35 protein-coding genes are annotated in these 24,802 nt (G+C 61.4%); all 35 read right to left on the reverse strand.

Going from position 1 to position 24,802, the window contains the following annotated elements:
• Positions 1-14: 14 nt before the first annotated feature.
• A complete protein-coding gene (locus HYPMC_RS11715; protein WP_024276057.1) occupies positions 15-1,331 on the reverse strand; it encodes a replication-associated recombination protein A in 1,317 nt (438 codons plus the stop codon).
• Positions 1,332-1,602: 271 nt separating this feature from the next.
• Positions 1,603-2,256: a polymer-forming cytoskeletal protein gene (locus tag HYPMC_RS11720; protein WP_013948162.1), complete on the reverse strand. Its 654-nt coding sequence runs from the start codon at positions 2,254-2,256 to the stop codon at positions 1,603-1,605.
• A 124-nt stretch (positions 2,257-2,380) separates the two neighbouring features.
• Entirely contained in the window at positions 2,381-3,814 is a 1,434-nt protein-coding gene (locus tag HYPMC_RS11725) for a Do family serine endopeptidase (RefSeq protein ID WP_013948163.1), read from the reverse strand.
• Positions 3,815-3,917: 103 nt separating this feature from the next.
• On the reverse strand, positions 3,918-5,030 hold the full coding sequence (locus HYPMC_RS11730; protein WP_013948164.1) for an NAD-dependent epimerase/dehydratase family protein: 1,113 nt from the start codon (positions 5,028-5,030) through the stop codon (positions 3,918-3,920).
• A gap of 324 nt (positions 5,031-5,354) precedes the next feature.
• The gene (gene rplQ / locus HYPMC_RS11735; RefSeq protein WP_013948165.1) at positions 5,355-5,780 is read right to left on the reverse strand and encodes a 50S ribosomal protein L17; all 426 of its coding nucleotides are present in this window, start codon (positions 5,778-5,780) and stop codon (positions 5,355-5,357) included.
• Positions 5,781-5,939: 159 nt separating this feature from the next.
• Positions 5,940-6,962: a DNA-directed RNA polymerase subunit alpha gene (locus tag HYPMC_RS11740; RefSeq protein WP_013948166.1), complete on the reverse strand. Its 1,023-nt coding sequence runs from the start codon at positions 6,960-6,962 to the stop codon at positions 5,940-5,942.
• Between the two features lie 109 nt (positions 6,963-7,071).
• Entirely contained in the window at positions 7,072-7,470 is a 399-nt protein-coding gene (gene rpsK, locus HYPMC_RS11745) for a 30S ribosomal protein S11 (RefSeq protein WP_013948167.1), read from the reverse strand.
• A 101-nt stretch (positions 7,471-7,571) separates the two neighbouring features.
• Positions 7,572-7,949, reverse strand: a complete 378-nt coding sequence (gene rpsM / locus HYPMC_RS11750) for a 30S ribosomal protein S13 (RefSeq protein WP_013948169.1) — start codon at positions 7,947-7,949, stop codon at positions 7,572-7,574.
• Between the two features lie 188 nt (positions 7,950-8,137).
• On the reverse strand, positions 8,138-8,731 hold the full coding sequence (locus tag HYPMC_RS11755) for an adenylate kinase (RefSeq protein WP_013948170.1): 594 nt from the start codon (positions 8,729-8,731) through the stop codon (positions 8,138-8,140).
• Positions 8,728-10,071 (reverse strand): preprotein translocase subunit SecY, encoded by a 1,344-nt coding sequence (secY, locus tag HYPMC_RS11760; RefSeq protein ID WP_013948171.1) that lies wholly within the window; start codon positions 10,069-10,071, stop codon positions 8,728-8,730. Before secY ends, HYPMC_RS11755 begins: the two co-directional genes overlap by 4 nt.
• A 136-nt stretch (positions 10,072-10,207) precedes the next feature.
• Positions 10,208-10,762: a 50S ribosomal protein L15 gene (gene rplO, locus HYPMC_RS11765; protein ID WP_013948172.1), complete on the reverse strand. Its 555-nt coding sequence runs from the start codon at positions 10,760-10,762 to the stop codon at positions 10,208-10,210.
• A gap of 66 nt (positions 10,763-10,828) precedes the next feature.
• Complete coding sequence (gene rpmD, locus HYPMC_RS11770) at positions 10,829-11,017, reverse strand: 50S ribosomal protein L30 (RefSeq protein WP_013948173.1); 189 nt, start codon at positions 11,015-11,017, stop codon at positions 10,829-10,831.
• Positions 11,018-11,081: 64 nt separating this feature from the next.
• On the reverse strand, positions 11,082-11,657 hold the full coding sequence (rpsE, locus tag HYPMC_RS11775) for a 30S ribosomal protein S5 (RefSeq protein WP_013948174.1): 576 nt from the start codon (positions 11,655-11,657) through the stop codon (positions 11,082-11,084).
• A gap of 24 nt (positions 11,658-11,681) precedes the next feature.
• Positions 11,682-12,044, reverse strand: a complete 363-nt coding sequence (gene rplR / locus HYPMC_RS11780; protein ID WP_013948176.1) for a 50S ribosomal protein L18 — start codon at positions 12,042-12,044, stop codon at positions 11,682-11,684.
• Positions 12,045-12,055: 11 nt separating this feature from the next.
• A complete protein-coding gene (gene rplF, locus HYPMC_RS11785) occupies positions 12,056-12,598 on the reverse strand; it encodes a 50S ribosomal protein L6 (protein WP_013948177.1) in 543 nt (180 codons plus the stop codon).
• Positions 12,599-12,640: 42 nt separating this feature from the next.
• Positions 12,641-13,039, reverse strand: a complete 399-nt coding sequence (rpsH, locus tag HYPMC_RS11790; RefSeq protein ID WP_013948178.1) for a 30S ribosomal protein S8 — start codon at positions 13,037-13,039, stop codon at positions 12,641-12,643.
• A 12-nt stretch (positions 13,040-13,051) separates the two neighbouring features.
• Complete coding sequence (gene rpsN / locus HYPMC_RS11795) at positions 13,052-13,357, reverse strand: 30S ribosomal protein S14 (RefSeq protein ID WP_013948179.1); 306 nt, start codon at positions 13,355-13,357, stop codon at positions 13,052-13,054.
• 44 nt (positions 13,358-13,401) lie between these two features.
• On the reverse strand, positions 13,402-14,076 hold the full coding sequence (gene rplE, locus HYPMC_RS11800) for a 50S ribosomal protein L5 (RefSeq protein WP_013948180.1): 675 nt from the start codon (positions 14,074-14,076) through the stop codon (positions 13,402-13,404).
• Positions 14,077-14,079: 3 nt separating this feature from the next.
• Entirely contained in the window at positions 14,080-14,406 is a 327-nt protein-coding gene (rplX, locus tag HYPMC_RS11805) for a 50S ribosomal protein L24 (RefSeq protein WP_013948181.1), read from the reverse strand.
• Positions 14,406-14,774, reverse strand: coding sequence for a 50S ribosomal protein L14 (rplN, locus tag HYPMC_RS11810; RefSeq protein WP_013948182.1), 369 nt, complete (start codon positions 14,772-14,774; stop codon positions 14,406-14,408). The genes rplX and rplN overlap by 1 nt, the downstream gene beginning before the upstream one ends.
• 163 nt (positions 14,775-14,937) lie before the next feature.
• Positions 14,938-15,168 (reverse strand): 30S ribosomal protein S17, encoded by a 231-nt coding sequence (rpsQ, locus tag HYPMC_RS11815; RefSeq protein WP_013948183.1) that lies wholly within the window; start codon positions 15,166-15,168, stop codon positions 14,938-14,940.
• Between the two features lie 14 nt (positions 15,169-15,182).
• Positions 15,183-15,389 carry a 50S ribosomal protein L29 gene (gene rpmC / locus HYPMC_RS11820; RefSeq protein WP_013948184.1) on the reverse strand — a complete coding sequence of 69 codons (207 nt, stop codon included), beginning with the start codon at positions 15,387-15,389 and terminating at the stop codon, positions 15,183-15,185.
• A gap of 16 nt (positions 15,390-15,405) precedes the next feature.
• The gene (rplP, locus tag HYPMC_RS11825; protein ID WP_013948185.1) at positions 15,406-15,816 is read right to left on the reverse strand and encodes a 50S ribosomal protein L16; all 411 of its coding nucleotides are present in this window, start codon (positions 15,814-15,816) and stop codon (positions 15,406-15,408) included.
• An 18-nt stretch (positions 15,817-15,834) separates the two neighbouring features.
• Entirely contained in the window at positions 15,835-16,668 is an 834-nt protein-coding gene (gene rpsC / locus HYPMC_RS11830) for a 30S ribosomal protein S3 (protein WP_013948186.1), read from the reverse strand.
• A 1-nt stretch (position 16,669) separates the two neighbouring features.
• On the reverse strand, positions 16,670-17,110 hold the full coding sequence (gene rplV / locus HYPMC_RS11835) for a 50S ribosomal protein L22 (RefSeq protein WP_013948187.1): 441 nt from the start codon (positions 17,108-17,110) through the stop codon (positions 16,670-16,672).
• A complete protein-coding gene (gene rpsS / locus HYPMC_RS11840; RefSeq protein ID WP_013948188.1) occupies positions 17,110-17,388 on the reverse strand; it encodes a 30S ribosomal protein S19 in 279 nt (92 codons plus the stop codon). Before rpsS ends, rplV begins: the two co-directional genes overlap by 1 nt.
• A 27-nt stretch (positions 17,389-17,415) precedes the next feature.
• Complete coding sequence (gene rplB / locus HYPMC_RS11845) at positions 17,416-18,243, reverse strand: 50S ribosomal protein L2 (RefSeq protein WP_013948189.1); 828 nt, start codon at positions 18,241-18,243, stop codon at positions 17,416-17,418.
• Positions 18,244-18,252: 9 nt separating this feature from the next.
• Positions 18,253-18,549 carry a 50S ribosomal protein L23 gene (locus HYPMC_RS11850; protein ID WP_013948190.1) on the reverse strand — a complete coding sequence of 99 codons (297 nt, stop codon included), beginning with the start codon at positions 18,547-18,549 and terminating at the stop codon, positions 18,253-18,255.
• Complete coding sequence (rplD, locus tag HYPMC_RS11855) at positions 18,546-19,166, reverse strand: 50S ribosomal protein L4 (RefSeq protein WP_013948191.1); 621 nt, start codon at positions 19,164-19,166, stop codon at positions 18,546-18,548. Before rplD ends, HYPMC_RS11850 begins: the two co-directional genes overlap by 4 nt.
• The gene (gene rplC, locus HYPMC_RS11860) at positions 19,166-19,867 is read right to left on the reverse strand and encodes a 50S ribosomal protein L3 (protein ID WP_013948192.1); all 702 of its coding nucleotides are present in this window, start codon (positions 19,865-19,867) and stop codon (positions 19,166-19,168) included. The genes rplD and rplC overlap by 1 nt, the downstream gene beginning before the upstream one ends.
• Before the next feature lie 62 nt (positions 19,868-19,929).
• Positions 19,930-20,238, reverse strand: coding sequence for a 30S ribosomal protein S10 (gene rpsJ, locus HYPMC_RS11865; RefSeq protein ID WP_013215045.1), 309 nt, complete (start codon positions 20,236-20,238; stop codon positions 19,930-19,932).
• 74 nt (positions 20,239-20,312) lie between these two features.
• Positions 20,313-21,521 carry an elongation factor Tu gene (tuf, locus tag HYPMC_RS11870; protein WP_013948193.1) on the reverse strand — a complete coding sequence of 403 codons (1,209 nt, stop codon included), beginning with the start codon at positions 21,519-21,521 and terminating at the stop codon, positions 20,313-20,315.
• 113 nt (positions 21,522-21,634) lie between these two features.
• Entirely contained in the window at positions 21,635-23,725 is a 2,091-nt protein-coding gene (fusA, locus tag HYPMC_RS11875; protein ID WP_013948194.1) for an elongation factor G, read from the reverse strand.
• A gap of 28 nt (positions 23,726-23,753) precedes the next feature.
• Positions 23,754-24,224, reverse strand: a complete 471-nt coding sequence (gene rpsG, locus HYPMC_RS11880) for a 30S ribosomal protein S7 (protein WP_013948195.1) — start codon at positions 24,222-24,224, stop codon at positions 23,754-23,756.
• A gap of 71 nt (positions 24,225-24,295) precedes the next feature.
• Positions 24,296-24,667 (reverse strand): 30S ribosomal protein S12, encoded by a 372-nt coding sequence (rpsL, locus tag HYPMC_RS11885; RefSeq protein WP_013948196.1) that lies wholly within the window; start codon positions 24,665-24,667, stop codon positions 24,296-24,298.
• Between the last annotated feature and the right edge of the window lie 135 nt (positions 24,668-24,802).

A 24,802-nucleotide genomic window follows, 5' to 3' on the forward strand; every position in this document is an offset into this window, starting at 1 on the left:
CCTCGGCCGGCGGCCTATCTGCCACTCCGCTCGGCGCGGAGTTTGGCCCAGTAATCGAGGCGTTTCTTGATTTCGCGTTCGAAGCCGCGCTCGGGCGGGTCGTAGTATTGCGGGCGCTTCTTGAAAGCGTCGGGGAAATAATTCTGCCCTGAGAATGCGTCCGGCTGATCGTGATCGTAGAGGTAGTCGGAGCCGTAGCCCTCCTCCTCCATCAGTTTGGTGGGCGCGTTCAGGATCGTCTTCGGCGGCGACAGCGAGCCGTGCTCTTTCGCAGCGCGCATCGCGGCCTTGTAGGCGACGTAGTTGGCGTTCGATTTCGGCGCCGTCGCGACGTAAATAACGGCTTCGGCCAACGCAAGTTCGCCTTCCGGAGAGCCTAAGAAATCATAGGCGTCCTTGGCGGCATTCGCGACGACAAGCGCCTGCGGATCGGCGAGGCCGATGTCTTCCACCGCCATCCGTACGATGCGACGCGCAAGGAACAAACGGTCCTCGCCACCGTCGAGCATCCGGCAGAAATAATAGAGCGCGGCGTCGGGATCGGAACCGCGCACGGCCTTATGCAGCGCAGAGATCAGGTTGTAATGACCTTCGCGCGACTTGTCGTAAAGCGGCGCGCGACGCTGCACGAGCTTGACGAGGGCTTCGCGCGTCAACGGTTTGCCCTTCGCTGGAACAGCAGCAAACACATCTTCGACGAGGTTCAAGATCGATCGGCCGTCGCCGTCCGCCATGCCCTTCAGCGCGTCTCGGGCGTCATCATCGAGCGGTAGCGGCCGGCCGACCTCCTTCTCAGCGCGTTCCAAGATCGTTTCAAGGTTTTCGTCCGTCAGGCGATTGAGAACCAGCACGCTCGCGCGCGAAAGCACAGCGGCGTTGAGTTCGAACGACGGGTTCTCGGTCGTGGCGCCGACGAGCGTGATCGTGCCGTCTTCCATGTAGGGCAGGAAACTGTCCTGCTGCGAACGGTTGAAGCGATGTATCTCATCGATGAAGAGCAGCGTGCCCTTGCCCTGCTCGCGCATGATCTTGGCGCGGTCGAAGGCTTTGCGCAGCTCGGCGACGCCCGAGAAGATGGCCGAGAGTTGCTCGAACACAAGGTTCGTTTCGCCCGCGAGCAGGCGCGCAATCGTCGTTTTGCCGGAGCCGGGCGGTCCCCAGAAAATAAGGCTCGGCACGCGGCCACTCTTCAGCATCCGCGTCAGCGTGCCTTCGGGTCCGACGATATGTTCCTGGCCGACGACTTCCGACAGCGTCTTGGGGCGCAGCCTATCGGCGAGCGGCCGAGGTGCGCTCTTTTCCAGTCCGGCAGCTTCGAAGAGATTGGTCATACGCGCCTTATATAAGGCCGCGCGGCCGGCGTCCAAAGGCTCTTTTGCTGGCGCTTGGCAACACGCGTCCGCGCGCCGGCCGAGTGCTTTATTTGCGCCGAGCGACTCCGCTCCGCGGAGCCGGCCGCTAGGCGCGAACATTCGCTTCACCCACCGTCATGCCGACGAAGGTCGGCACCCAGACAAACCTCAACATAACGGCTGTCGCGGCTTGTCTGGATCCCGGCCTGCGCCGGGATGACGGCAGTTGGAGATGGGTCTCCGATTTTAGCTAATCGTTCCGTACAGCGACGTTGACCGTTTGTGGAGTGCCGGAGGTGGCGCCGGAGACGTCGCTGACTTCGACGTCGAAACGGGCCTGTGCCGCGTCCGAGCCATCGTGCGTGAAATAGACCATGCCGCGTTCGAGATCGGCCTGCGAGAACGTCGCCACGGCCTGCGCAGGATCGTTGGACAGGACGACGGAACCGCCCGACGCGTTCGAGATATGGAACGTCAGATTTTCGGGCCGGTCATCGGGATCGAGGGCGTTGAGGTCGGCCGTAGTGATGCGCACCGAACGGCCTTTCGTGACGGTCAGGTCGAGATCGCCGCCAAGGGTGGGCGGGATGTTACGGACATGTGCCGTGAGTTCGCCGCCCTCTTCCATCGACAAGCGGCCGTATTTGATCTTGCCAGCGGCGTGGCCGGTGCTCTTGATCTGAATGAGCTGCTGGACGCGGACGTCGCCCTGGATGGTGCCGCGGATTTCTGCGGTATCGGAATTGATGGTGCCGAAGAGCTTGCCACCTTCTTGCACGATGACCTCTGAGGCTGTGACGCCGCCTTCGACGTAGCCCCAGATTTCGACGCGCTGGCCGCTTTTGACCTCGCCTTTCAGGACGGCGTCCTCGCCGATGATCAACACGCCACGGTTCTCGGACATCGGCTCACTCCGTTACGCCTACTGGGCGCGACCGCGGAGGTCGCGAGGCGTAACCTCGGCCATGATTTTGTCAGCTTCTCGACAGTTGCGCGGCAATCGAGGTTAACACCCAGGGCTGCGATCCCTAACCCGGCACCTGAAGCTGGAGGACGCGGCTGCCGCGCTTGACTGAGATCTGCCAGAGCTGCTGGCGCGTTTCGAGTGCTTGGTCGGCCTCGTCTACGTTGGCGATCTTCTTCTTCCCGATGGCGACGATGACATCACCCGGCTGGAAGCCGAACTGCTGAGCCAGCGAACCGTCACGCACGGACGTCACGACGACCCCGTCAGTTTGATCGAGATTATACTCATCGGCGACGGACGGCAGGATGTTGGAAATGCGCGCACCATCGAGCGGGTGATTGCCCGAGAGATTCTTGGCGTCGCCCTTGCCAGGCTTCGGCGCCGCGACGAGCGGCATCTCGATATCGACCGGCTTTTTGTTGCGAATGACGGTCAGCTTCGCCGTGCGGCCGATGCCTTTCGTCATCAAACGATAATAGACGGCACGCGCATCGACGACCTCAACGCCATCGACATGCGTAATCACGTCTCCGGCCTGAAGGCCGGCGTCTGCGCCCGGACCTTTATCGTAAAGCCGGGTGACGACAGCACCCGAAACGCGATCGAGGCCGAGGCCTTCGGCGAAGTCCCGCGTCATGGCTTCGATCTTGGCGCCGAGCCACGGCTTTTCGACCTTCCGGCCCTTCTCCGCACTTTCGGCATAGACGCGAACCAGGTTCGATGGAATGGCGAAGCCGATACCGACGGAACCGCCGGACTGCGAATAGATCATCGTGTTGATGCCGACGAGGCGACCGGACATATCGACCAGCGCGCCGCCGGAGTTACCGGGATTGATGGCCGCGTCGGTCTGGATGAAGACTTGACTGTCCGATTGACCGATCTCCGAACGCGACAACGCCGAGACGATGCCGCTCGTTACGGTCTGGCCGACGCCGAAGGGGTTGCCGATGGCGAGCACGAGATCGCCGACTTCGAGCGAATCTGAATCATCGAACTGCAGATAGGGGAAATTACCGTCGCCGCCTTCGATCTTCAGCACGGCGATGTCGGCCTTGTCGTCCTGCGCGATAACCTTGGCGTCGAACTCGCGCTTATCGGCAAGCGCCACGCGGATGGCGGCGTCGCTGCCGCCCTTGATGACGTGCGTGTTCGTGACAACGAGGCCCTCGCGATTGACGATGACCCCGGAGCCGAGCGAACTCAACACACGCTCTGACGGACGGCCGAAAGCGTCGCCGAAGAAATGACGGAAGAAGGGATCGTTGGCGAAGGGTGAGTCGAACGTGCGAACGCGGCTGCGGACATAGACGTTGACGACGGCAGGCGCGGCCTTCTTCACGATCGGCGCGTAGGAATACTGGATAGCCTCGCGCGAGGGCGGCGGCATCTTCTCTTGGGCGGACGCCGTTTCCGCCGGACTGAAGATCTTCGGTGTGACGGCCGCACCAGCGACGATGGCAGCACAGACGAGGATCCACTTCTTCATTGTCATCGATCAGCTCTTCGCGATGGGTCTTGCAAGACCGTCCCATAGTTGATGCTCGACCGTCTCCGGCGAGACGAATCCGATCGCAGAGATAAGGTCTGGGGTGCGGTCAGATCAACCTAAGGTCTCGTAATGATCGCACCGCGGCGACGACGGCGTCGTCGGCGTTACGGAGCGTAAGGCCCAGTTCTGCCTTCACTTTGGCGTTGGTGTAGTCTTTCTTTTCGCCAAGCTCGGGCAGAACGGTCCGCAACTTCCTGTCGAATATGGCAGCTGTTCGCACGGCAAAGTCGGGAAGCTCGAATTTCGGCACCTTGGACGCGAGATCCGGCAGTTCGCGCGCCATGATGCGGCCCAGCTCATAAAGGCTCAAGCGCCCCTCGCCGACCAGATAGCGGTTGCCGCCGACGCCGGGGCGTACTGCCGCTTCCGCGTGCGCTGCGGCGATGTCGCGCACATCCGTCACGGGAAAGCTTATGCTCGGAGCTGCCGGATAGGTCCCCTTCGCCATGATGCGATAAAGCTCGTGCGAGGTCGAAAGATCGGCATCGACGGCCGGGCCTTGCACGAAACTCGGATTGATGGCGATCAGCTCGGGGGCACCGTGTGTCGACTCGATGAAGTCCCACGCGGCCTTTTCGGCGATGGTTTTCGATTTGACGTAGGGCGTCAGATCGGGGCGCGTTTCGTCGCTGTAATCCTGCTCGGAATAGATGTGCCCCGCCGACACGCCGCTGGGATAGAAGATCGCCACTGTGGATGACGTCAGCACCACGCGCGTGACGGCGGCTTTCGTCGCGGAGCGGAGAACGCGCAGCGTGCCATCGAGCGCGGGCAAGATCACGTCGTCGGGATCGTCCGGCTGCGAAATCGGAAACGGCGAAGCCGTATGAACGACGGCATCGGCGCCAGCGATGGCGTCGTCCCAGCCGGCATCGCTAGTCAGGTCGGCGACAGCAAACGACAGCTTCGAAGCGTCAGCGCCGAGGCGTGTCACCGCCGCGCGAACGCCGTCCGCCTTGCCCATGTTTCTCAGCGTGCCGCGAACACTGTGTCCACGACGGAGAAACTCGGCAATCGTGTACTTGGCGACAAGGCCGGTTGCGCCGGTCACGACAACCTGAGAATCCGAAGGCATGGACGCACCAACCGTTTCAAAGGCGGCACGCGCCTCGCGCACCGGATAGAGGCGATAGTCGGGCAGAATGCGCCCGGATGGCAACGTCAGATCGACGATAAAATGGTGTCTGCGGGGCTCGCGTCACACACGTGTAATGCAGATGAGCGACAACCTTGGCGAAAGAGCTGGAGGGGGCATCGCAATTTCTCGATGTGCCGAGCCTGCAGGATTTAATCCCGCTCCTACGCACGCTTACACATCATATCGCCCCCAAAGCAAAACCCCGGCGCAGCTCTCAGCGCCGGGGTTTTTGATTTTGGCTGCCAATCTGACGAGCCATCAACGTCATCGCTTAAGAGCCACAAACGCAAATGGCCGGGGCAAGCCCGGCCATAGCAAATTCATGCTGGTCGCTTCGAGCGCGAGTTAGCTCTGGGCCTGCTCGGCGAGCATGGCTTCGTGGCGGGCCTTGTCCTCGGCGCCCTTCACGCTCTCGTCGCGATCGACGAGTTCGATGACGGCGCGCGGCGAGTTATCGCCATACCGGAAGCCGGCTTTCAGAACGCGCGTGTAGCCGCCGTTGCGGTCCTTGTAGCGTGCGGCGAGAACGTCGAAGAGCTTCTTGACCATGTCTTCGTCACGCAGGCGCGCGATAGCCAGACGGCGCGAGTTCAAGTCACCGCGCTTTGCGAGCGTGATGTACTTATCGACGACGCGCTTCAGGTCTTTCGCCTTCGGCAGCGTGGTGACGATCTGTTCGTGTTTGATGAGGGCAGCCGCCATGTTCGAGAACATTGCCTGGCGGTGACCAACGTGGCGGCCAAAGCGGCGGCCGAGCTTCTTGTGTCGCATCGTATCTTCATCCTTACATTGTGAAAGCAACCGTCAGCGGATTGCTGTCCGGTCTGAGCGCGGGAGTTTCTGTGGCCTCACCTTCGCCCATAGGACCCGGTGCTCTCTGAGCTATCCGGGTACTCGGCCGGCCCACGAACCGCGGGCCAGCCGGAATTCTTAGTACTGGTCTTCGAAACGCTTCGCCAGCTCGTCGATGTTGTCCGGCGGCCAGTTCGGAACTTCCATGCCGAGATGGAGACCCATCGTGGCGAGGACTTCCTTGATCTCGTTGAGCGACTTGCGGCCGAAGTTCGGCGTGCGCAGCATCTCGGCTTCCGTCTTCTGGATCAGGTCGCCGATGTAGACGATGTTGTCGTTCTTCAGGCAGTTCGCAGAGCGGACCGAAAGCTCGAGCTCGTCGACCTTCTTGAGAAGCGCGGCGTTGAAGGCGAGCTCCGGATGGCGCTGCTCTTCCTGGGCCTTCTTCGGCTCTTCGAAGTTGATGAAGACCGCGAGCTGGTCCTGCAGGATGCGGGCAGCAAGCGCGACGGCATCTTCCGGGCGGACCGAGCCGTCGGTTTCAACGACCATCGTCAGCTTGTCGTAGTCGAGGATCTGGCCTTCGCGGGTGTTCTCAACCTTGTAGGAGACCTTCTTGACCGGCGAATAGAGGCTGTCGACCGGGATCAGGCCGATCGGCGCATCTTCCGGACGGTTGCGGTCAGACGCGACGTAGCCCTTGCCGATGTCGGCGGTGAACTCCATGCGGATCGCGGCGCCCTGGTCGAGGTGGCAGATCACGTGGTCGGGGTTCAGGACTTCGACTTCGGACGACATTTCGATGTCGCCTGCGGTGACGGGGCCGGCACCTTCCTTCTTGAGCACCATGCGCTTCACGCCTTCCGAATGGATGCGGAGCGCAATTTCCTTGATGTTCAGGATGATGTTCGTCACGTCTTCGCGGACGCCGGGGACCGACGAGAACTCATGCAGCACGCCATCAATCTGCACGGTCTTGATCGCAGCGCCCTGAAGCGACGAAAGCAGCACGCGGCGCAGCGCGTTGCCGAGCGTCATGCCGAAGCCGCGCTCAAGCGGCTCAGCGACGACGGTCGCGATGCGCGAACGATCGCGGCCGGTCTGAATTTCAAGCTTCGACGGCTTGATCAGGTCTTGCCAGTTCTTCTGGAGAACGTTCACGAGATACCTCGTTTAGTTTGGCGCGGACGGGGGAGCGGGCCGCGGAATCTCTTGAGCAGTGCATGCATCGCCGCGCGCCGGACGAGCGGCGCGCTGGCAGAATTTCGTATTAGACGCGACGGCGCTTGCGCGGACGGCAGCCGTTGTGCGGGATCGGCGTCACGTCGCGGATCGAGGTGATCTGGAAGCCAACAGCCTGGAGCGCGCGGAGTGCCGATTCACGACCCGAGCCCGGACCACAGACTTCGACTTCGAGCACCTTCATGCCGTGCTCCTGGGCCTTCTTGCCGGCATCTTCGGCGGCGATCTGAGCAGCGTAGGGCGTCGACTTGCGCGAACCCTTGAAGCCCTTCGTGCCCGAAGACGACCAGGCGATCGTGTTGCCCTGCGCGTCGGTGATCGTGATCATGGTGTTGTTGAACGACGCGTTGACGTGCGCGACGCCCGACGTGATGTTCTTCTTCTCGCGCTTTTTGACTTTGCCGCGCGCTGCTGCTTCCTTGGCCATTACCGTCGTTGCTCCATGCCTCAACCGATGAGGCTAAAAACGTTGCGCGCGCCGGAGATCTTAAAAAACCAGACCGGCGCGCAGAAATTTGCGGTGACGAACTACCTCGTCGCCTTCTTCTTACCGGCGATCGGAACAGCCTTGCCCTTGCGGGTGCGGGCGTTCGTGTGCGTGCGCTGACCGCGAACGGGGAGGCCCTTGCGGTGACGAAGACCGCGGTAGCAACCGAGGTCCATCAGGCGCTTGATGTTGGTCTGAACTTCGCGGCGGAGATCGCCTTCGACCGTGTAATCGCGGTCGATGGTTTCACGGATCTGCAGGACCTCAGCGTCGGTCAGCTGATTGACGCGGCGCTCCGGCGGGATGCTGCACTTCTCACAAATCTCTTTCGAGAATTTGGGGCCAATGCCATGAATATAACGCAGCGCGATTTCAACGCGCTTGCCTGTCGGAATGTTGACGCCTGCGATGCGGGCCACTTCAGTCTCCTGCCTTTAAATCTCGTGTCGAATTAACGATGCCGTATTCGATATTTCTCAAGTGCCAAAAGGCGCAACGACCGCAGAACCGGGGGTTCAAGCCCTGGTCGGATCAAGTTGAGCCCTAGAAGAAAGTTGCGTGTTCTACCTCGGGTCTTCCCTTCCGTCAATGCGTGCTTTTTTCTTTGTCAAGCATCCTGGAATTGATTCAACAATGCGCCAATCTGGCGGCTTACGTCGGCGATCGGCGCCATGCCGTCGATCGACTTCAGCAGCTTGTGAGCATAATAGTAACCAATGAGCGGCGCCGTCTCGCGGTAGTAAGCGATCAGGCGCGTTTTCAGGGCCTCGGCGTTGTCATCGGCGCGGACTGTGCCGCCTGCCGCAAGCGTTTCGCGAGCGCGGGTCTCGATCCGCTCGACGAGCTTGGTGTCGTCGACCTTCAGCTCGATCACGCAATCGATATGGCGGTTTTTCGACTTCAGCAGATCGTCCAGCGCATCGGCCTGGGGCAGCGTGCGCGGAAAACCATCCAGAATGAAGCCCTTGGCGCAGTCCGGCTCGGAAATGCGGTCGGCGATGATGCCGATCACGATCTCGTCGCTGACGAGGCCGCCTTCCGCCATGATCTTCTTCGCCTTGAGGCCGACCGGCGTTCCGGCTTTCACGGCCGCGCGGAGCATATCGCCGGTGGAAAGCTGAGGCAGTCCGAGCTTCTCGGAAATGATCTGCGACTGCGTCCCTTTGCCCGCGCCTGGCGGGCCCAACAGCATCAGGATCATCGGCGCGCCCCGCGAAGCTTGGCCTTCTTGATGAGGCCTTCGTATTGCTGGGCGATCAGGTGGCTTTGGACCTGAGCGACAGTATCCATCGTGACGCTGACGGCGATCAGCAGCGAGGTGCCACCGAAGTAGAGCGGGATGCCGGCGTAGGACGTCAGGATCTCAGGGAGAACGCAGACTGCTGCCAGATAGAGTGCGCCGACGACGGTGATGCGGGTCAGAACATAGTCGATATACTCGGCGGTCTTGTCCCCAGGGCGGATACCGGGCAGGAAGCCGCCGTACTTGCGCAGATTGTCGGCCGTCTCCTTCGGGTTGATCACAACCGCGGTGTAGAAGAACGCGAAGAACAGGATCAGCAGCGCGTACACAAGCATGTGGAGCGGCTGGCCTGAACCGAGCGCGGCGACCGCCTCGTTGAGCCATTCCGGGCCCTGCCCTGCCGTAAACTGGGCAACCGTGATCGGCAGCAACAGCAGCGACGAGGCGAAGATCGGCGGAATAACGCCCGACGAGTTGAGCTTCAGCGGCAAGTGCGAAGCCTCGCCCTGGAACATCTTGTTGCCGACCTGTCGCTTCGGATACTGGACGAGCAGACGCCGCTGGGCGCGCTCGAAGAAGACGATGGCCGCGACGACCGCCAGAGCGAGCGCCAGGAAGAACACGAGAATGCCAGGCGAGATCGAGCCGGTACGCGACAGCTCGAAAAGTTGTACCAGCGCGCCCGGAAGGCCCGCTACGATACCGGCGAAGATGATCAGCGACGTGCCGTTACCGACGCCGCGCTGCGTGATCTGCTCGCCGAGCCACATCAGGAACACGGTACCGCCGACCAGCGTGATAACGGTCGTGGCGCGGAAGAACAGGCCGGGATCCATGACGACAGCGCCGGCGGCGTTGCGCGAGCCTTCAAGACCGACGGCGATGCCGTAAGCCTGGAGCGCTGCGAGCACAACCGTCAGGTAGCGCGTATATTGGTTGATCTGCTTGCGGCCCGCCTCACCCTCTTTCTTGAGGGCTTCGAGCTTCGGCGAAATCGAGCTCATCAACTGCATGATGATCGACGCCGAGATGTACGGCATGATGTTCAGCGAGAAAATGGCGAGACGCTGAAGCGCACCGCCCGAGAACATGTTGAACATGCCGAGAATGCCGCCCGCCTGAGACTTGAAGGTCTCGGCGAATGCGGCCGGATTGATGCCCGGCAGCGGAATGAACGTGCCCAGGCGGAAGACGATCAGCGCACCAAGCGTGAACCACAGGCGCCGCTTCAAATCCTCCGCCTTTGCGAAGGCGCTGAAATTCAGGTTCGAAGCAAGCTGCTCGGCAGCGGAAACCATTGGTCTCTTCTCCTAACCGTTGTGGCGATGGCCGACAGGCCCAACCACAACTTGGGTCCGGAACGCGCCGTTTCCAGTGCCTTCCAGCCTCGAACGCTCGGCCGGGACCAGTCCCCCGCTCCCGCCGGGCGCGCGATTAATCTTCCGATTTCGCGGCGCCGGGCTTCTTGCCCTGAGCAGCCTTCTTGGCCTCTGACTTTTTCCGCTTTTCTTCGTCAGCGGCGATGACCTTCGGCTCGATCAGCGTGATCGTGCCACCGGCCTTCTCGATCGCTTCCTTCGCCTTGGCGGAAGCGTGGTTGACCGTGATCGAGATCTTGGCCTTGATCTCGCCGTCGCCCAGAAGGCGCAGGCCTTGCTTCGGGCGGCGAACGATGCCGGCCTCGATCAGCGTCGCAAGGTCAACGGGCTTGGAGCCGTCGAGACGCTTGTCTTCGATGGCCTGCTGCAGCGAGCCGACGTTGATCTCGTTGAAATCCTGCGGGCGCCACTTGTTGAAGCCGCGCTTCGGCAGACGACGATGCAACGGCATCTGGCCGCCTTCGAAGCCGCCGATCGCGACGCCGGTACGGGCCGTCTGGCCCTTGCCGCCGCGGCCACCCATCTTGCCGAGGCCCGAACCAATACCACGGCCGATGCGGACGCGCGTTTTCTTGGCGCCGGGGTTGTCTTTAATGCCATTGAGCCGCATGGGACCCAGATCCTTCTTTGCTTGCGCTCGGCGACTCCCGTTCCGGGAGCCGGCCGCCGAGCGAGGTTATTTCCCTTCTTCGACCTGGACGAGATGCTGAACTTTCTTCAGCATGCCGCGGACGGCCGGGGTATCTTCGAGCGTCGAGGTGCGACCGAGCTTGTTCAGCCCGAGGCCGATCAGCGTCTCAGCCTGCCGCTCGGGGCGCCGGTTGGGGCTGCGCACCTGCTTCAGCGTGATCGTTTTCTTCGACATGTCGTAACCTCAAAATCCCATAGCAAAGCGGCACGGCGCAACCGGCCGCTTTCGTTGTTCTCTATCAGACGTCGGCGCCGGCTTCGGCAATCGACGAGCCGTCGCGACGGCGCGATACGATATCGGAAACCTTCTTGTTGCGACGAGCTGCGACGCCGCGCGGGTTTTCCTGGGCCTTCAGCGCGTCGAACGTGGCGCGAACGACGTTGTAAGGGTTCGTCGAGCCCATCGACTTCGCGACGATGTCGTGAACGCCGACCATCTCGAAGACGGCGCGCATTGCACCACCGGCGATGATACCCGTACCGGCCGGAGCCGAGCGCAGGATCACCTTACCCGAGCCGTGACGGCCGACGCTGTCGTGATGAAGCGTGCGAGCGTCGCGCAGCGGCACGCGGAGAAGGTTGCGCTTGGCGCCTTCCGTTGCCTTGCGGATCGCTTCCGGCACTTCACGCGCCTTGCCGTGGCCGAAACCGACGCGGCCCTTCAGGTCGCCGACGACGACCAGCGCAGCGAAGCCGAAGCGCTTACCGCCCTTGACGACCTTCGCAACGCGATTGATGTGCACGAGCTTATCGGAAAACTCGCTATCGCGTTCCTCGCGGTCTCTGCCACGCTCTCTCTGGGGTCCACGTGCCACGATCTAGTTCCTCTCGAGTATCTCTTAAAACTTCAGACCGCCTTCACGGGCGGCATCGGCGAGCGCCTTGACGCGCCCATGAAAAAGGAAGCTGCCGCGATCGAAAACGACCTCGGTGACGCCAGCCTTGACAGCGCGTTCTGCAACGAGCTTGCCGATGGCTGCAGCGGCCGCCTTGTCGGCGCCGGTCTTCAGCGTACCCTTGACGTCCTTCTCGAGCGTCGAGGCAGCGGCGAGCGTTACGCCCTTCACGTCGTCGATCACCTGAGCGTAGATGTTCTCCGACGAGCGGTGAACAGAAAGCCGGGGGCGGCCGTTGGAGGCTGCCTTGACGGCACGGCGAACGCGCGCACGGCGGTTCGCAAGTTTTTGGTTCATATTGGCCATCGGTGCCGATCCTACTTCTTCTTACCTTCCTTGCGGAGGATGTATTCGCCTTTATAACGCACACCCTTGCCCTGGTAAGGCTCAGGCTTGCGGGAGGCGCGGATGACGGATGCCACCTGGCCGACCGCCTGCTTGTCGATGCCGGAAACGTTGACCAGTTCCTGCTTGGCGCCGCCAACCTTGACCTCGACACCGGCCGGAATCTTCAGCACGACGTCGTGGCTGTAGCCGACCGAAAGGGTCAGCGTATCCTTGCCCTTCATGGACGCCTTGAAGCCAACGCCATGGATTTCGAGATCCTGGCTGTAGCCGTCCGTCACGCCCTTGATGAGGTTCGCGATCTGAGTGCGCGACATGCCCCACTTCGAGCGTGCAAGTTTGGTGTCTTCGAGAAGGCTGACGTCGATGCCTTCGTCCGTTCTCTGAACCTTCAAAGCGTCGGGAACAACAAAGGCGAGTTCGCCCTTGGGTCCCTTCATCTTGACGGTCTGACCGGTGATCGTCGCCGTTACGTTCGACGGGACCGGAACGGGTTTCTTACCGATGCGCGACATGGCTTCTTCAAACCTTGTTTCGCCGAGGCCAAAGCCCCAGCCTTAGAAAATACTGCAGATGACTTCGCCGCCGACGTTGGCTTCGCGCGCCTTCGTGTCCGACATGACGCCCTTCGGCGTGGACAGAATGGCGACGCCGAGGCCGTTGGCGACCGTCGGGATACCCTTCACGGGCGAATAAACGCGGCGGCCCGGCTTCGAGATACGCTCGATCTCACGGATGGCCGGCTGGCCATTGTAATACTTGAGCTCGATCTCGAACTGAGGGAGTTCGCCCTTCATTTCGACGCGGCTATAGCCACGGATGTAGCCTTCCTCGGCGAGAACGTCGAGGACGCGCGCGCGGAGGTTCGAGGCCGGGGTCGCAACCTTCGGACGGCGACGCATCTGGGCGTTCCGGATGCGAGTGAGCATATCGCCGATGGGATCATTCACGGACATTGATGCTTCCTCTTACCAGCTCGACTTGACCATGCCCGGGATGCGGCCCTGGCTCGCCAGCTCGCGGAGCTGGTTGCGGCACATCTTGAGCTTGCGGTAGTTGCCGCGCGGGCGGCCGGTGATCTCGCAGCGATTGCGGATGCGAACCTTCGAGCCGTTACGGGGCATCTCGGCCAGCTTCAGGCGGGCAGCGAAACGCTCTTCCGGCGTCTTGGTCTTGTCCTTAGCGAGCAGCTTGAGGCGCTTACGCTTCGGGGCTTGCTCCGCCACCATCTTGCGGCGGCGGTTGTTCTTTTCGATCGAACTGACTTTTGCCATTTCTTCTCCTCCAAAGGCCTTTCGGCTTTGAGTGCCGAGGTCCTCTAGCTACGGAACGGGAAGTTGAAGCCCTTGAGCAATTCACGGGCTTCGTCATCGGTCTTGGCCGACGTGCAAACGATCACGTCGAGGCCCAAAACGTTGTCGACTTTGTCGTAGTCGATTTCAGGGAACACGAGATGCTCCTTCAGGCCGGTCGCGTAGTTGCCGCGGCCATCGAAGCTCTTCGGGTTCAGACCACGGAAGTCCTTCACGCGCGGCAGCGCGATCGTGACGAACCGGTCGAGGAATTCGTACATGCGGTCGCCGCGGAGCGTCACCTTGGCGCCGATCGCCATGCCTTCGCGCAGCTTGTACGTTGCGATGGCCTTGCGGGCGCGGGTAACGACCGGCTTCTGACCGGCGATGAGCGCGAGATCGGCAGCGGCGACGTCAACTTTCTTGCGATCGTTGACGGCTTCGCCAACGCCCATGTTGATGACGACTTTTTCGATCTTCGGAATCTGCATCACGTTGGCGTAGCCGAACTTCTCTTTGAGAGCGTTGCGGACGACCTTCTCGTAATGCGATTTCATGCGCGGCTTGTAATCGGCCGGACGCGGCGCAGCAGGAGCACGCGGTTCGGACGAAGCGGCCTTCTTGTCGGCCTTCGCCTTCTTGTCACCGCCCTGGGCGGCGCCGCCCTGCGGCTTCACGGATTTTTTTTCTTCCTTAGCCATGGCTTAGTTCTTCTCCGGGATCTGCTCGCCCGAGCGCTTCGCGACGCGGACCTTCTTGCCATCGGCGAGGACCTTGAAGCCAACGCGGGTCGGCTTGCCGTCCTTGGGATCCTCGAGCGCGATGTTCGAGAGGTCGATCGGACCTTCCTTGGAAATGATGCCGCCTTCCTGGGTCGCCGACTGGCGCTGGTGACGGCGCACCATGTTGACGCCACGCACGAGGGCGCGGTGCTCTTTCGGGCGAACCTCGATCACCTCACCGCGCTTGCCTTTGTCGCGGCCGGCGAGGACGACGACGTTGTCGCCCTTCTTGATTTTAAAAGCCGACATCAGAGGACCTCCGGCGCAAGCGATACGATCTTCATGTGGTTCTTGGCGCGAAGCTCACGCGTCACGGGTCCGAAGATGCGGGTGCCGACGGGTTCGCCGTTGGCATTGACCAGCACAGCGGCGTTGCGATCGAAGCGGATCAGCGAACCGTCGGCGCGGCGGATACCCTTCGCGACGCGGACGATGACAGCCTTCATCACCTGGCCCTTCTTGACGCGACCCTTCGGGATCGCCTCCTTGACGGAGACGACGATGGTATCACCCACCGTCGCGTACTTGCGCTTCGAGCCACCCAGCACCTTGATGCACTGGACGCGGCGCGCGCCAGAATTGTCGGCGACGTCGAGATTGCTCTCCATCTGGATCATCGCGTCATTCCTTCTCTCATGGCTTCGAGAGGCATACTCTCCAAGCCCATCTCATCATTTTCCCAACCGGCTCGCGGGGTCTTGGGGCAATTCCCAACTCTCCGACGGCCTGAAAGGCGCTCTACGTAAGCGTTCGATCGCTTAGCGAAGCGAGGCTTATGCCTCAATTCGCGACGGCAATCCAACGTTTGTTCTTGGAGATCGGCCGGGTCTCTTGAATTTCGACCTGGTCGCCTACCTTGAACGAATTCGATTCATCGTGAGCGTGGTACTTCTTCGTACGACGCACGGTCTTCTTCAGCAGCGGATGGGTGTAGCGACGCTCAACCTGAACGACGATGGTCTTGTCGTTCTTGTCAGATACCACGACACCCTGCAGCACGCGCTTCGGCATAATCTCGTTCTCCCTTACGCGCCTTTTTTGACGCTGCCACCGCGCCGGGCAACGGCTGCGGTCTTGACGCGCGCGATGTCACGGCGGACCGTCCGGATGCGCGCGGTGTTCTCGAGCTGGCCCGAGGCCTTCTGAAAGCGCAGGTTGAACTGCTCCTTCTTCAGCTTCGCCAGCTGGTCGTCGAGCTGATCGATCGACATGCCCTTGAAATCATCGGCCATGACTGTTCCTCAACTCCTATTCAATTCGCGTAATGACGCGGCATTTGATCGGCAGCTTCGCAGCACCGAGCGCAAGCGCTTCTTTGGCGACCTGGGGGTTCAAACCGCCAAGCTCGAAAATAATACGGCCCGGCTTCACGCGCGCCACCCAGAGCTCGGGCGAACCCTTGCCGGAGCCCATACGGACTTCGGCAGGCTTCTTCGACACCGGCACGTCCGGGAAGATGCGCAGCCACATGCGGCCAGCGCGCTTCGTATGACGAGCGATGGCCCGGCGTGCGGCTTCGATCTGACGAGCGGTGAGACGCTCGGGCTCCATGGCCTTGAGGCCCACTTCGCCGTAAGCGAGCGTGGTGCCCGACTTCGCGACGCCGTGGATGCGGCCCTTGAACTGTTTGCGGAACTTCGTCCGTTTCGGTTGCAGCATTGTGTGCCTCTGAATTCCTTACGCTTCGGGCGCCGACGGAGTAGCGTCGGAAGCGGCCGGTGCGTTGCCGCCACCCGCGCCACCACGTCCACCACCGCCGCCACGTCCACCGCGGCCCGGACGACGATCACGACGATCCTGACGGTCGCCATCGTCACGACGCGGACGCGGAGCGCCGCTCTCTTGCATTTCCGTGAGCTTCTTGTCGGAGGCCATCGGATCGTGCTCGATGATCTCGCCTTTGAAGACCCACACCTTGATGCCGATGATGCCGTAAGCGGTGCGTGCAACGCCGTAGCCGAAATCGATGTCGGCGCGAAGCGTGTGCAGCGGCACGCGGCCTTCGCGGTACCACTCAGTACGGGCGATTTCAGCGCCACCCAAACGGCCGGCGACGTTGATACGGATACCGACGGCGCCGAGACGGAGAGCCGACTGAACGGCACGCTTCATCGCACGGCGGAACGCGACGCGGCGTTCGAGCTGCTGGGCGATGCCCTCGGCGATCAGCGTAGCGTCGATTTCCGGCTTGCGGATCTCGAGGATGTTCAGGTGAACTTCCGAGCTCGTCAGTTTCGCGAGGTCAGCGCGCAGGCGTTCGATCTTCTCGCCCTTCTTGCCGATCAGGATGCCGGGACGCGCCGTCATGACGGTGACGCGGCACTTCTTGTGCGGACGCTCGATGACGACCTTCGAGATGCCGGCTTCGCGCTGCTCTTTCATGATGTGCGCGCGGATGGCCCGATCTTCATGAAGCAGCTTGCCGTATTCGCCACGAGCGGCGAACCAGCGGCTGTCCCAGGTCCGGTTTATGCCAACGCGAAGGCCGACGGGATTGACTTTTTGACCCATATTACTTGGCCTCCTTGGCCGCAGCCTTCGGCGCGGACTTCTTTGCAGCTTTCTTCTTCTCGGTCTTTTCCTCTTCGACCTGACGGACGACGACGGTGAGCTGCGAGAACGGCTTCAGGATCGCGGCGCCGCGGCCACGGCCACGAGCGTGGAAACGCTTCATGACAAGGTTCTTGCCGACGTAGGCTTCAGCAACGATCAGATCGTTGACGTCAAGCGCGTGGTTATTCTCGGCGTTCGCAACGGCGCTCATCACGCACTTGCGGACATCTCCCGCGATGCGCTTCTCGCTGAACTCAAGCTCAGCGAGCGCCTGATCGACCTTCTTGCCACGGATCAGACCCGCGACGAGGTTCAGCTTCTGCGGAGAAATGCGCAGCGATTTGACAACCGCTTGAGCCTCGGTGTCAGCGAGGCGGCGCTGATGACTTGGCTTGCCCATTATTTCTTCACCGCTTTCTTGTCGCCGCCGTGGCCGTGGAAAATACGGGTCGGAGCGAATTCACCGAACTTGTGGCCGATCATGTCTTCCGTCACAGCGACGGGGATGTGCTTCTGGCCGTTGTGCACGCCGAAGGTCAGGCCGACGAACTGGGGAAGGATCGTGGAGCGACGGCTCCAGATCTTGATCACCTCATTGCGGCCGGACGAACGCGACTTCTCCGCCTTCTTGAGGAGGTAGCCGTCGACGAACGGACCTTTCCATACTGAACGTGTCAAAGTCGAATCTCCTTCAGAGCGCCGCTACTACTTCTTCTTCGCCTTCTGGCGCGAGCGGACGATATATTTCGTGGTCGTCTTGTTCTTGCGTGTCTTGAAGCCCTTGGTCGGCTTGCCCCACGGCGTCGCCCAGTGCTTACCGCCCTTCGTACGACCACCGTTCGGGTGATCGACTGGGTTCATAGCAATCGAGCGAACGGTAGGACGACGGCCGAGCCAGCGAGTGCGACCCGCCTTGCCGACAACAGTGTTCATGTGGTCGGGGTTCGAAACCGCACCGACAGTCGCCATGCATTCGGCGCTGACCTTGCGGGTTTCACCCGAGTTGAGCTTCAGAACGGCGTAACCCGAGTCGCGGCCGACGAGCTGAACGAATGAGCCTGCCGAACGTGCGACCTGACCGCCCTTGCCAGGCTTCATCTCGACGTTGTGAACGATCGTGCCGATCGGCATGGCCGACAGCGGCATGGCGTTGCCGGGCTTCACGTCAACCTTCGGACCCGAGACGACCGTGTCGCCGACGCCCAGACGCTGCGGCGCCAAGATGTAAGCCTGCGTGCCGTCCTCGTACTTGATGAGGGCGATGAACGCGGTGCGGTTCGGATCGTATTCCAGGCGCTCGACACTGGCCGGCGCGTCGAACTTCCGGCGACGGAAGTCGATCTTGCGGTAGGCCTGCTTCGCGCCGCCGCCGATGTGGCGCGACGTGATGCGGCCGTCGCTGTTGCGACCACCGGTCTTCGTCTTGCCCTCGACGAGCGTCTTGAGCGGCTTGCCCTTCCAGAGCGTCGAACGGTCGACCTGAATAAGGTGACGACGACCAGGCGACGTTGGGTTGTATGTTCTAAGCGCCATGACTTATCCTCAGAGCCCCGTCGTCACGTCGATGGAATGACCATCTTCGAGCGTCACGACCGCCCTTTTCGTATCGCTCAAGATGGCCTTGATGCCCTTGAACGTTCTTTGCTTGCCCTTGCGGACGATCGTGTTGACGGCCTTCACCTTGACCTTGAACAGGCCTTCGACCGCCGACTTGATCTCGGTCTTCGTCGCGTCAGGCTTGACCTTGAAGATCACCTGGTTGGCCTCGGAGGCGAGCGTCGCCTTTTCCGTGATGACCGGCGCAACGATGACGTCGTATGCGGAGCGTTTGATCGTCATTTGAAGCGCTCCTCCAGCGCGGCGACGGCGGCCCGGGTCAGCACCAGCTTCTTACGACGGAGAATGTCGTAGACGTTGATGCCCTGGATCGGGAGCACGTCGATGTTCGGGATGTTGCGAGCAGCGCGCGTGAAATTCACTTCGAGCTCGGCACCATCGATGATCAGCGCATTCTCAAGCGACAGCTTGGCGAACTGCGCCTTCAGCGCGGTCGTCTTGCCCTCGGCCGAGGTCGCCTTGTCGATCACGACAATCTCGCCGGCTTTCGCCTTCGAGGAGAGCGCGTGACGGAGCGCCAGAGCGCGCACCTTCTTCGGCAACTCGATGGCATGCGAGCGGGGCTTCGGACCGAACGCCTTGCCGCCACCGCGGAACTGCGGAGCCGACTTGTCGCCGTGACGAGCACCGCCGGTGCCCTTCTGCTTGTACATCTTCTTGCCCGTGACCGCGACTTCCGAGCGGTCCTGAGCATGATGCGTGCCGGCCATGCGCTTCAGCGTCTGGTAGCGCACCATGCGGTGGATGAGGTCGTTGCGGACCTCAAGACCGAAAATGTCGTCGGCAAGCTCGATGTCGCCGGACTTACCGGCATCGAGGCTGGTAACTTCGGCTTTCATCACGCGCCTTCCTTCTTCGCTTCGCCACGCGCTTTGAATGCACCGGGCTTCGGAACATCAGCGTGCGCAGCTTTCTTCACGGCGTCGCGAACGACAACCCAGCCACCTTTGGAACCGGGGACAGCACCGCGAACCATCACGAGGCCGCGTTCCTTGTCGATCTTGGCAACAACGAGGTTCTGCGTCGTGACGCGCTCGTCGCCCAAGTGGCCGGCCATCTTCTTACCTTTGAAGACCTTACCAGGATCCTGGCGCTGACCGGTCGAACCGTGAGCACGGTGCGTGACCGAGACGCCGTGGGTGGCGCGCAGACCGCCGAAGTTCCAGCGCTTCATGGCGCCCTGGAAACCTTTACCCTGGGTGGTGCCCGTCACGTCGACGAACTGACCCGGAACGAAGTGGTCTGCGGTGATTTCCGCGCCAACATCGATGAGGTTCTCAGGACTGACACGAAACTCTGCGATCTTCCGCTTCGGTTCGACTTCGGCCTTCGCAAAGGTGCCGCGCTCGGACTTCGTCAGACGCGAGGGCTTCCTCGTGCCGCCGCCGACCTGGATGGCGGTATAGCCGTTCTTCTCCTCGGTGCGGTGCGAGAGAACCTGGAGGTTCTCAAGACGCAGCACCGTGACGGGGATGTGTTCGCCCGCGTCGGTGAAGATCCGGGTCATACCGATCTTCTGTGCTATCACTCCGGAACGCATTTGCATTCCTTCCTATCGTTAGGGCCATTCGCGTTACCGCCAGAGGGCCCGGAAGTTCTTGTTTAGAGCTTGATCTCGACGTCGACGCCTGCGGCGAGGTCGAGTTTCATCAATGCGTCGACCGTCTGCGGCGTCGGATCGACGATGTCGAGCAAACGCTTGTGGGTCCGCATCTCGAATTGCTCGCGGCTCTTCTTGTCGATGTGTGGCGAACGGTTGACCGTAAAGCGTTCGATGCGCGTCGGCAGCGGGATGGGACCGCGAACTTCAGCACCGGTACGCTTCGCCGTGTTCACGATCTCGCGGGTCGATGCATCGAGAATACGATGATCGAACGCCTTGAGCCGGATGCGGATGTTTTGGCCGTGCATGGCTTTGTGCTTTCACTTCTCGCAAAAAGATTTGGGGAAGCGCGCTATTCAGAACGCTTCCCCGGAAATGCCTTCTACTCGATAATTTTCGTTACAACGCCCGCGCCGACCGTACGGCCGCCTTCGCGGATAGCGAAACGAACTTTCTCTTCCATGGCGATCGGCTGAACGAGCTCGACTTCGACCGAGACGTTGTCGCCCGGCATAACCATTTCCGTACCTTCGGCGAGCTTAACGGTGCCCGTCACGTCGGTCGTGCGGAAGTAGAACTGCGGACGATAGTTCGTGAAGAACGGCGTGTGACGGCCACCCTCTTCCTTGTTGAGGATGTAGGCCTCAGCGGCGAACTTCTTGTGCGGCTTCACAGAGCCCGGCTTGCAGAGAACCTGGCCGCGCTCGACAGCTTCCTTGTCGATACCGCGCAGGAGGCAGCCGACGTTGTCGCCAGCTTCACCCGAGTCGAGCAGCTTGCGGAACATTTCGACGCCGGTGACAACCGACTTCTGCGTGTCGCGAAGACCGACGATCTCGACTTCTTCGCCAACCTTGATGGTGCCACGCTCGATACGGCCCGTGACGACGGTACCGCGACCGGAGATCGAGAACACGTCTTCGATCGGCATCAGGAACGGCTGATCCTTCGGACGCTCCGGGATCGGGATGTACTCGTCCATGGCTTCGTACAGCTTGATGATCGCTTCGTCAGCGAGCGGGCCCTTCTCACCGTTGAGGGCCTTGACGGCTGCGCCACGGATGACCGGGGTGTCGTCGCCCGGGAAGTTGTACTTCGAGAGAAGTTCACGGACTTCCATTTCGACGAGGTCGAGGAGCTCTTCGTCTTCGACGATGTCGCACTTGTTCAAGAAAACGACGATCTTCGGCACGCCGACCTGGCGAGCGAGAAGGATGTGCTCACGCGTCTGCGGCATCGGGCCGTCAACGGCCGACACAACGAGAATCGCGCCGTCCATCTGGGCTGCGCCGGTGATCATGTTCTTGACGTAGTCGGCGTGGCCGGGGCAGTCGACGTGCGCATAGTGACGGTTCGGGGTCGCGTATTCGACGTGCGACGTGGCGATCGTCAGAATCTTCGTCGGGTCGCGACGGCCCTGGCTTTCAGAAGCCTTGGCAACTTCGTCATAGGCGATCGAGGTCGCCGTCCAGCCGCGGTCGGCCGAAACTTTCGTCAAGGCTGCGGTCAGCGTTGTCTTGCCGTGGTCGACGTGTCCGATCGTACCGACGTTGCAATGCGGCTTGTTCCGCTCAAATTTTGCCTTCGCCATCGTTGGCTCTCCTTAGTCCTACTATCAGGTCCCGGCTCTTGCGACCCGGGAATTTCAGGCTTCATTTTTTAGAACCCAGCGGACGGATACTCTCGCCGGCCAGGTTCAACTTCTTAGGCGTACTTGGCCTTGACCTCGTCCGCCACGTTGCGCGGCACGTCCGCATAGTGTGCGAACTGCATCGAGTACTGCGCGCGACCCGTCGACATCGAACGCAGCGTATTGATGTAACCGAACATGTTCGCGAGCGGGACGAACGCACGAATGACCGTCGCGTTGCCACGCATCTCCTGCGTACGGATCTGGCCGCGCCGCGAGTTGATGTCGCCGATGATGCCGCCGACGAATTCGCCCGGCGACACGACCTCGACGTCCATGATCGGCTCGAGGATCTTAACACCGGCCTTCTCGCAGCCTTCCTTCATGGCAGCACGCGTCGCGATTTCGAAGGCGATCGCGGACGAGTCCACTTCGTGGAACGCGCCGTCATAAAGATTGACCTTCATGTCGACCATCGGGAAGCCGATCAACATGCCGTTGTCCCAGACCGACTTCACGCCCTTTTCGACGCCCGGAATGTATTCCTTCGGAACCGTACCGCCGACGATCGAGGTCGTGAACTCGTTGCCCTTGCCGACTTCGTTCGGCTCGAGCTTGAGCTTGACGCGAGCGAACTGGCCCGTACCGCCGGTCTGCTTCTTGTGCGTGTAGTCGATGTCTGCCGGGCGCGCGAGCGTTTCGCGATAGGCGACCTGCGGAGCGCCCGTCGTGGCTTCGACGCCGTAGGTCCGCTTCAGGATGTCGACTTTAATGTCGAGATGAAGCTCGCCCATGCCTTTGAGGATCGTCTCGCCCGACTCGGGGTGAACCGAGACGCGGAACGAGGGATCTTCCAGCGACAGCGTGTTGAGCGCGATCGCCATCTTTTCCTGGTCGGCCTTCGTCTTCGGCTCAACCTTCATCTCGATGACGGGCTCCGGGAAGTCCATCTTTTCGAGAATGACCGGCTTCTGCGGATCGCAAAGCGTTTCGCCCGTGCGCGTATCTTTCAGGCCCTGCAGAGCGACGATGTCGCCGGCATAAGCTTCCTTGATTTCTTCACGATCCGCGGCGTGCATCAGGTACATGCGGCCGGCGCGCTCTTTCTTGTCGCGCGTCGTGTTCGCAAGCGCCATGCCCTGCTCGAGCTTGCCCGAGTAGATGCGGCAGAACGTGATCGAGCCGACGTGCTCGAAGCTCATGATCTTGAAGGCGATCATGGCCAGCGGTTCGGTGTCCGACGGCTTGCGGAGCAGCTCATCGCCGGTCTTGGGATCAATGCCCTTGTAGGCTTCGCGATCGAGCGGCGACGGCAGATAGTCGACGACCGCGTCGAGCAGCGGCTGAACGCCTTTGTTCTTGAAGGCCGAGCCACAGAACATCGGGTAGAAGGCGCCCTTGACGGTCGCCTTGCGGATCAGCTTGCGCAGCGTATCCTCATCCGGCTCTTTGCCTTCGAGGAATGCCTCGAGTGCTGCGTCGTCCATTTCGACGGCAGCTTCGATCATAGCGGCGCGATATTCGTTCGCCTTGTCGACGAGGTCGGCCGGGATCTCGCCCTCGACCATCTTCGCGTCCTTGCCGTCACCGTCCCAGGTGATGGCCTTCATCTTAACGAGATCGATGACGCCCTGGAAATTCGACTCAGCACCAATCGGAATCTGCATCGGAACCGGACGCGCACCGAGCTTCGCCTTGATGTCGTCGACGCACATGTAGAAGTCGGCGCCGATCTTATCCATCTTGTTGGCGAAGATGATGCGCGGAACATTGTACTTGTCGCCCTGACGCCAGACGGTTTCCGTCTGCGGCTCGACGCCCTGGTTCGAGTCAAGAACGCAAACAGCGCCGTCGAGCACGCGCAGCGAACGCTCGACTTCGATCGTGAAGTCGACGTGGCCTGGGGTGTCGATGATGTTCAGGCGGCGCTTCTTGCCGTCACGGCCGGTCCAGAAACAGGTCGTCGCGGCCGACGTGATCGTGATGCCGCGCTCAGCTTCCTGATCCATAAAGTCCATCGTCGCGGCGCCGTCATGGACTTCGCCGATCTTATAGGACCTGCCGGTGTAGTAGAGGATTCGCTCGGTCGTGGTCGTCTTGCCAGCATCAATGTGAGCCATGATGCCGAAGTTGCGATAATCCTCGATCGGGTATTGCCGGGCCATGTCTGCCTCGAAATCCTTGTAACTTGTCCTACCAGCGGTAGTGCGAGAAGGCGCGGTTGGCTTCAGCCATCTTGTGCGTGTCTTCGCGCTTTTTAACTGCAGTGCCACGATTGTTCGCGGCGTCGAGCAATTCGCCCGAGAGCTTGTCGATCAACGTCGACTCGTTGCGAGCGCGAGCGGCGGAGATCAACCAGCGGATCGCCAGCGCCTGACGGCGCTCGTTACGAACCTCGACCGGAACCTGGTACGTGGCACCGCCGACGCGACGCGAACGAACCTCAACCGACGGCATGACGTTGTCGAGCGCCTGACGGAAAAGATCGATCGGGTTCGCCTTGCCCCGCTGCTCCATCTTTTCGAACGCGCCATAGACCATGCGTTCTGCAACCGACTTCTTGCCGTGCTCCATCACCGCGTTCATGAACTTGGTGACGACGACGTCGTTGAACTTCGGATCCGGGATCACTTCCCGCTTTTGCGCCGCGTGACGACGAGACATCCTGACAGGCCCTTCGCTTCGAATTCGCTTTAAATCTTACAGGCCGACACCGCCGGCCCGAACGAGACCGATTACTTCGGCCGCTTTGCACCGTACTTCGAACGCCGCTGACGACGTGCCGAGACGCCCTGCGTATCAAGCACACCACGGATGATGTGATAACGGACGCCGGGAAGGTCCTTCACGCGGCCGCCGCGGATCAGCACCACGGAGTGCTCCTGAAGGTTATGGCCTTCGCCCGGGATGTAGCCGATCACTTCGTAGCCGTTGGTCAGCCGGATCTTGGCGACCTTACGCAGAGCGGAGTTCGGCTTCTTCGGCGTCGTCGTGTAGACGCGCGTGCAGACGCCGCGCTTCTGCGGGCACGCTTCCATGTGGCGCGACTTCTCGCGGTAGACTGGCTTTACCCGGGGCTTCCGGATCAACTGTTGTATCGTCGGCATTCGCCCAATCCTGACTTCGGGACACATTCCCGACAGCGGAAATGCGCCAAGCAAACCTGCCAGGTGCGCGAAGTTCGCCCCTAGCAAGAAAAAACCAGAGGATCGTGCCGCCCTTTGGGGGGGAGACAGATCATG

The sequence above is a fragment of the Hyphomicrobium sp. MC1 genome, from assembly GCF_000253295.1.
In the GTDB taxonomy this organism is placed as follows: domain Bacteria; phylum Pseudomonadota; class Alphaproteobacteria; order Rhizobiales; family Hyphomicrobiaceae; genus Hyphomicrobium_B.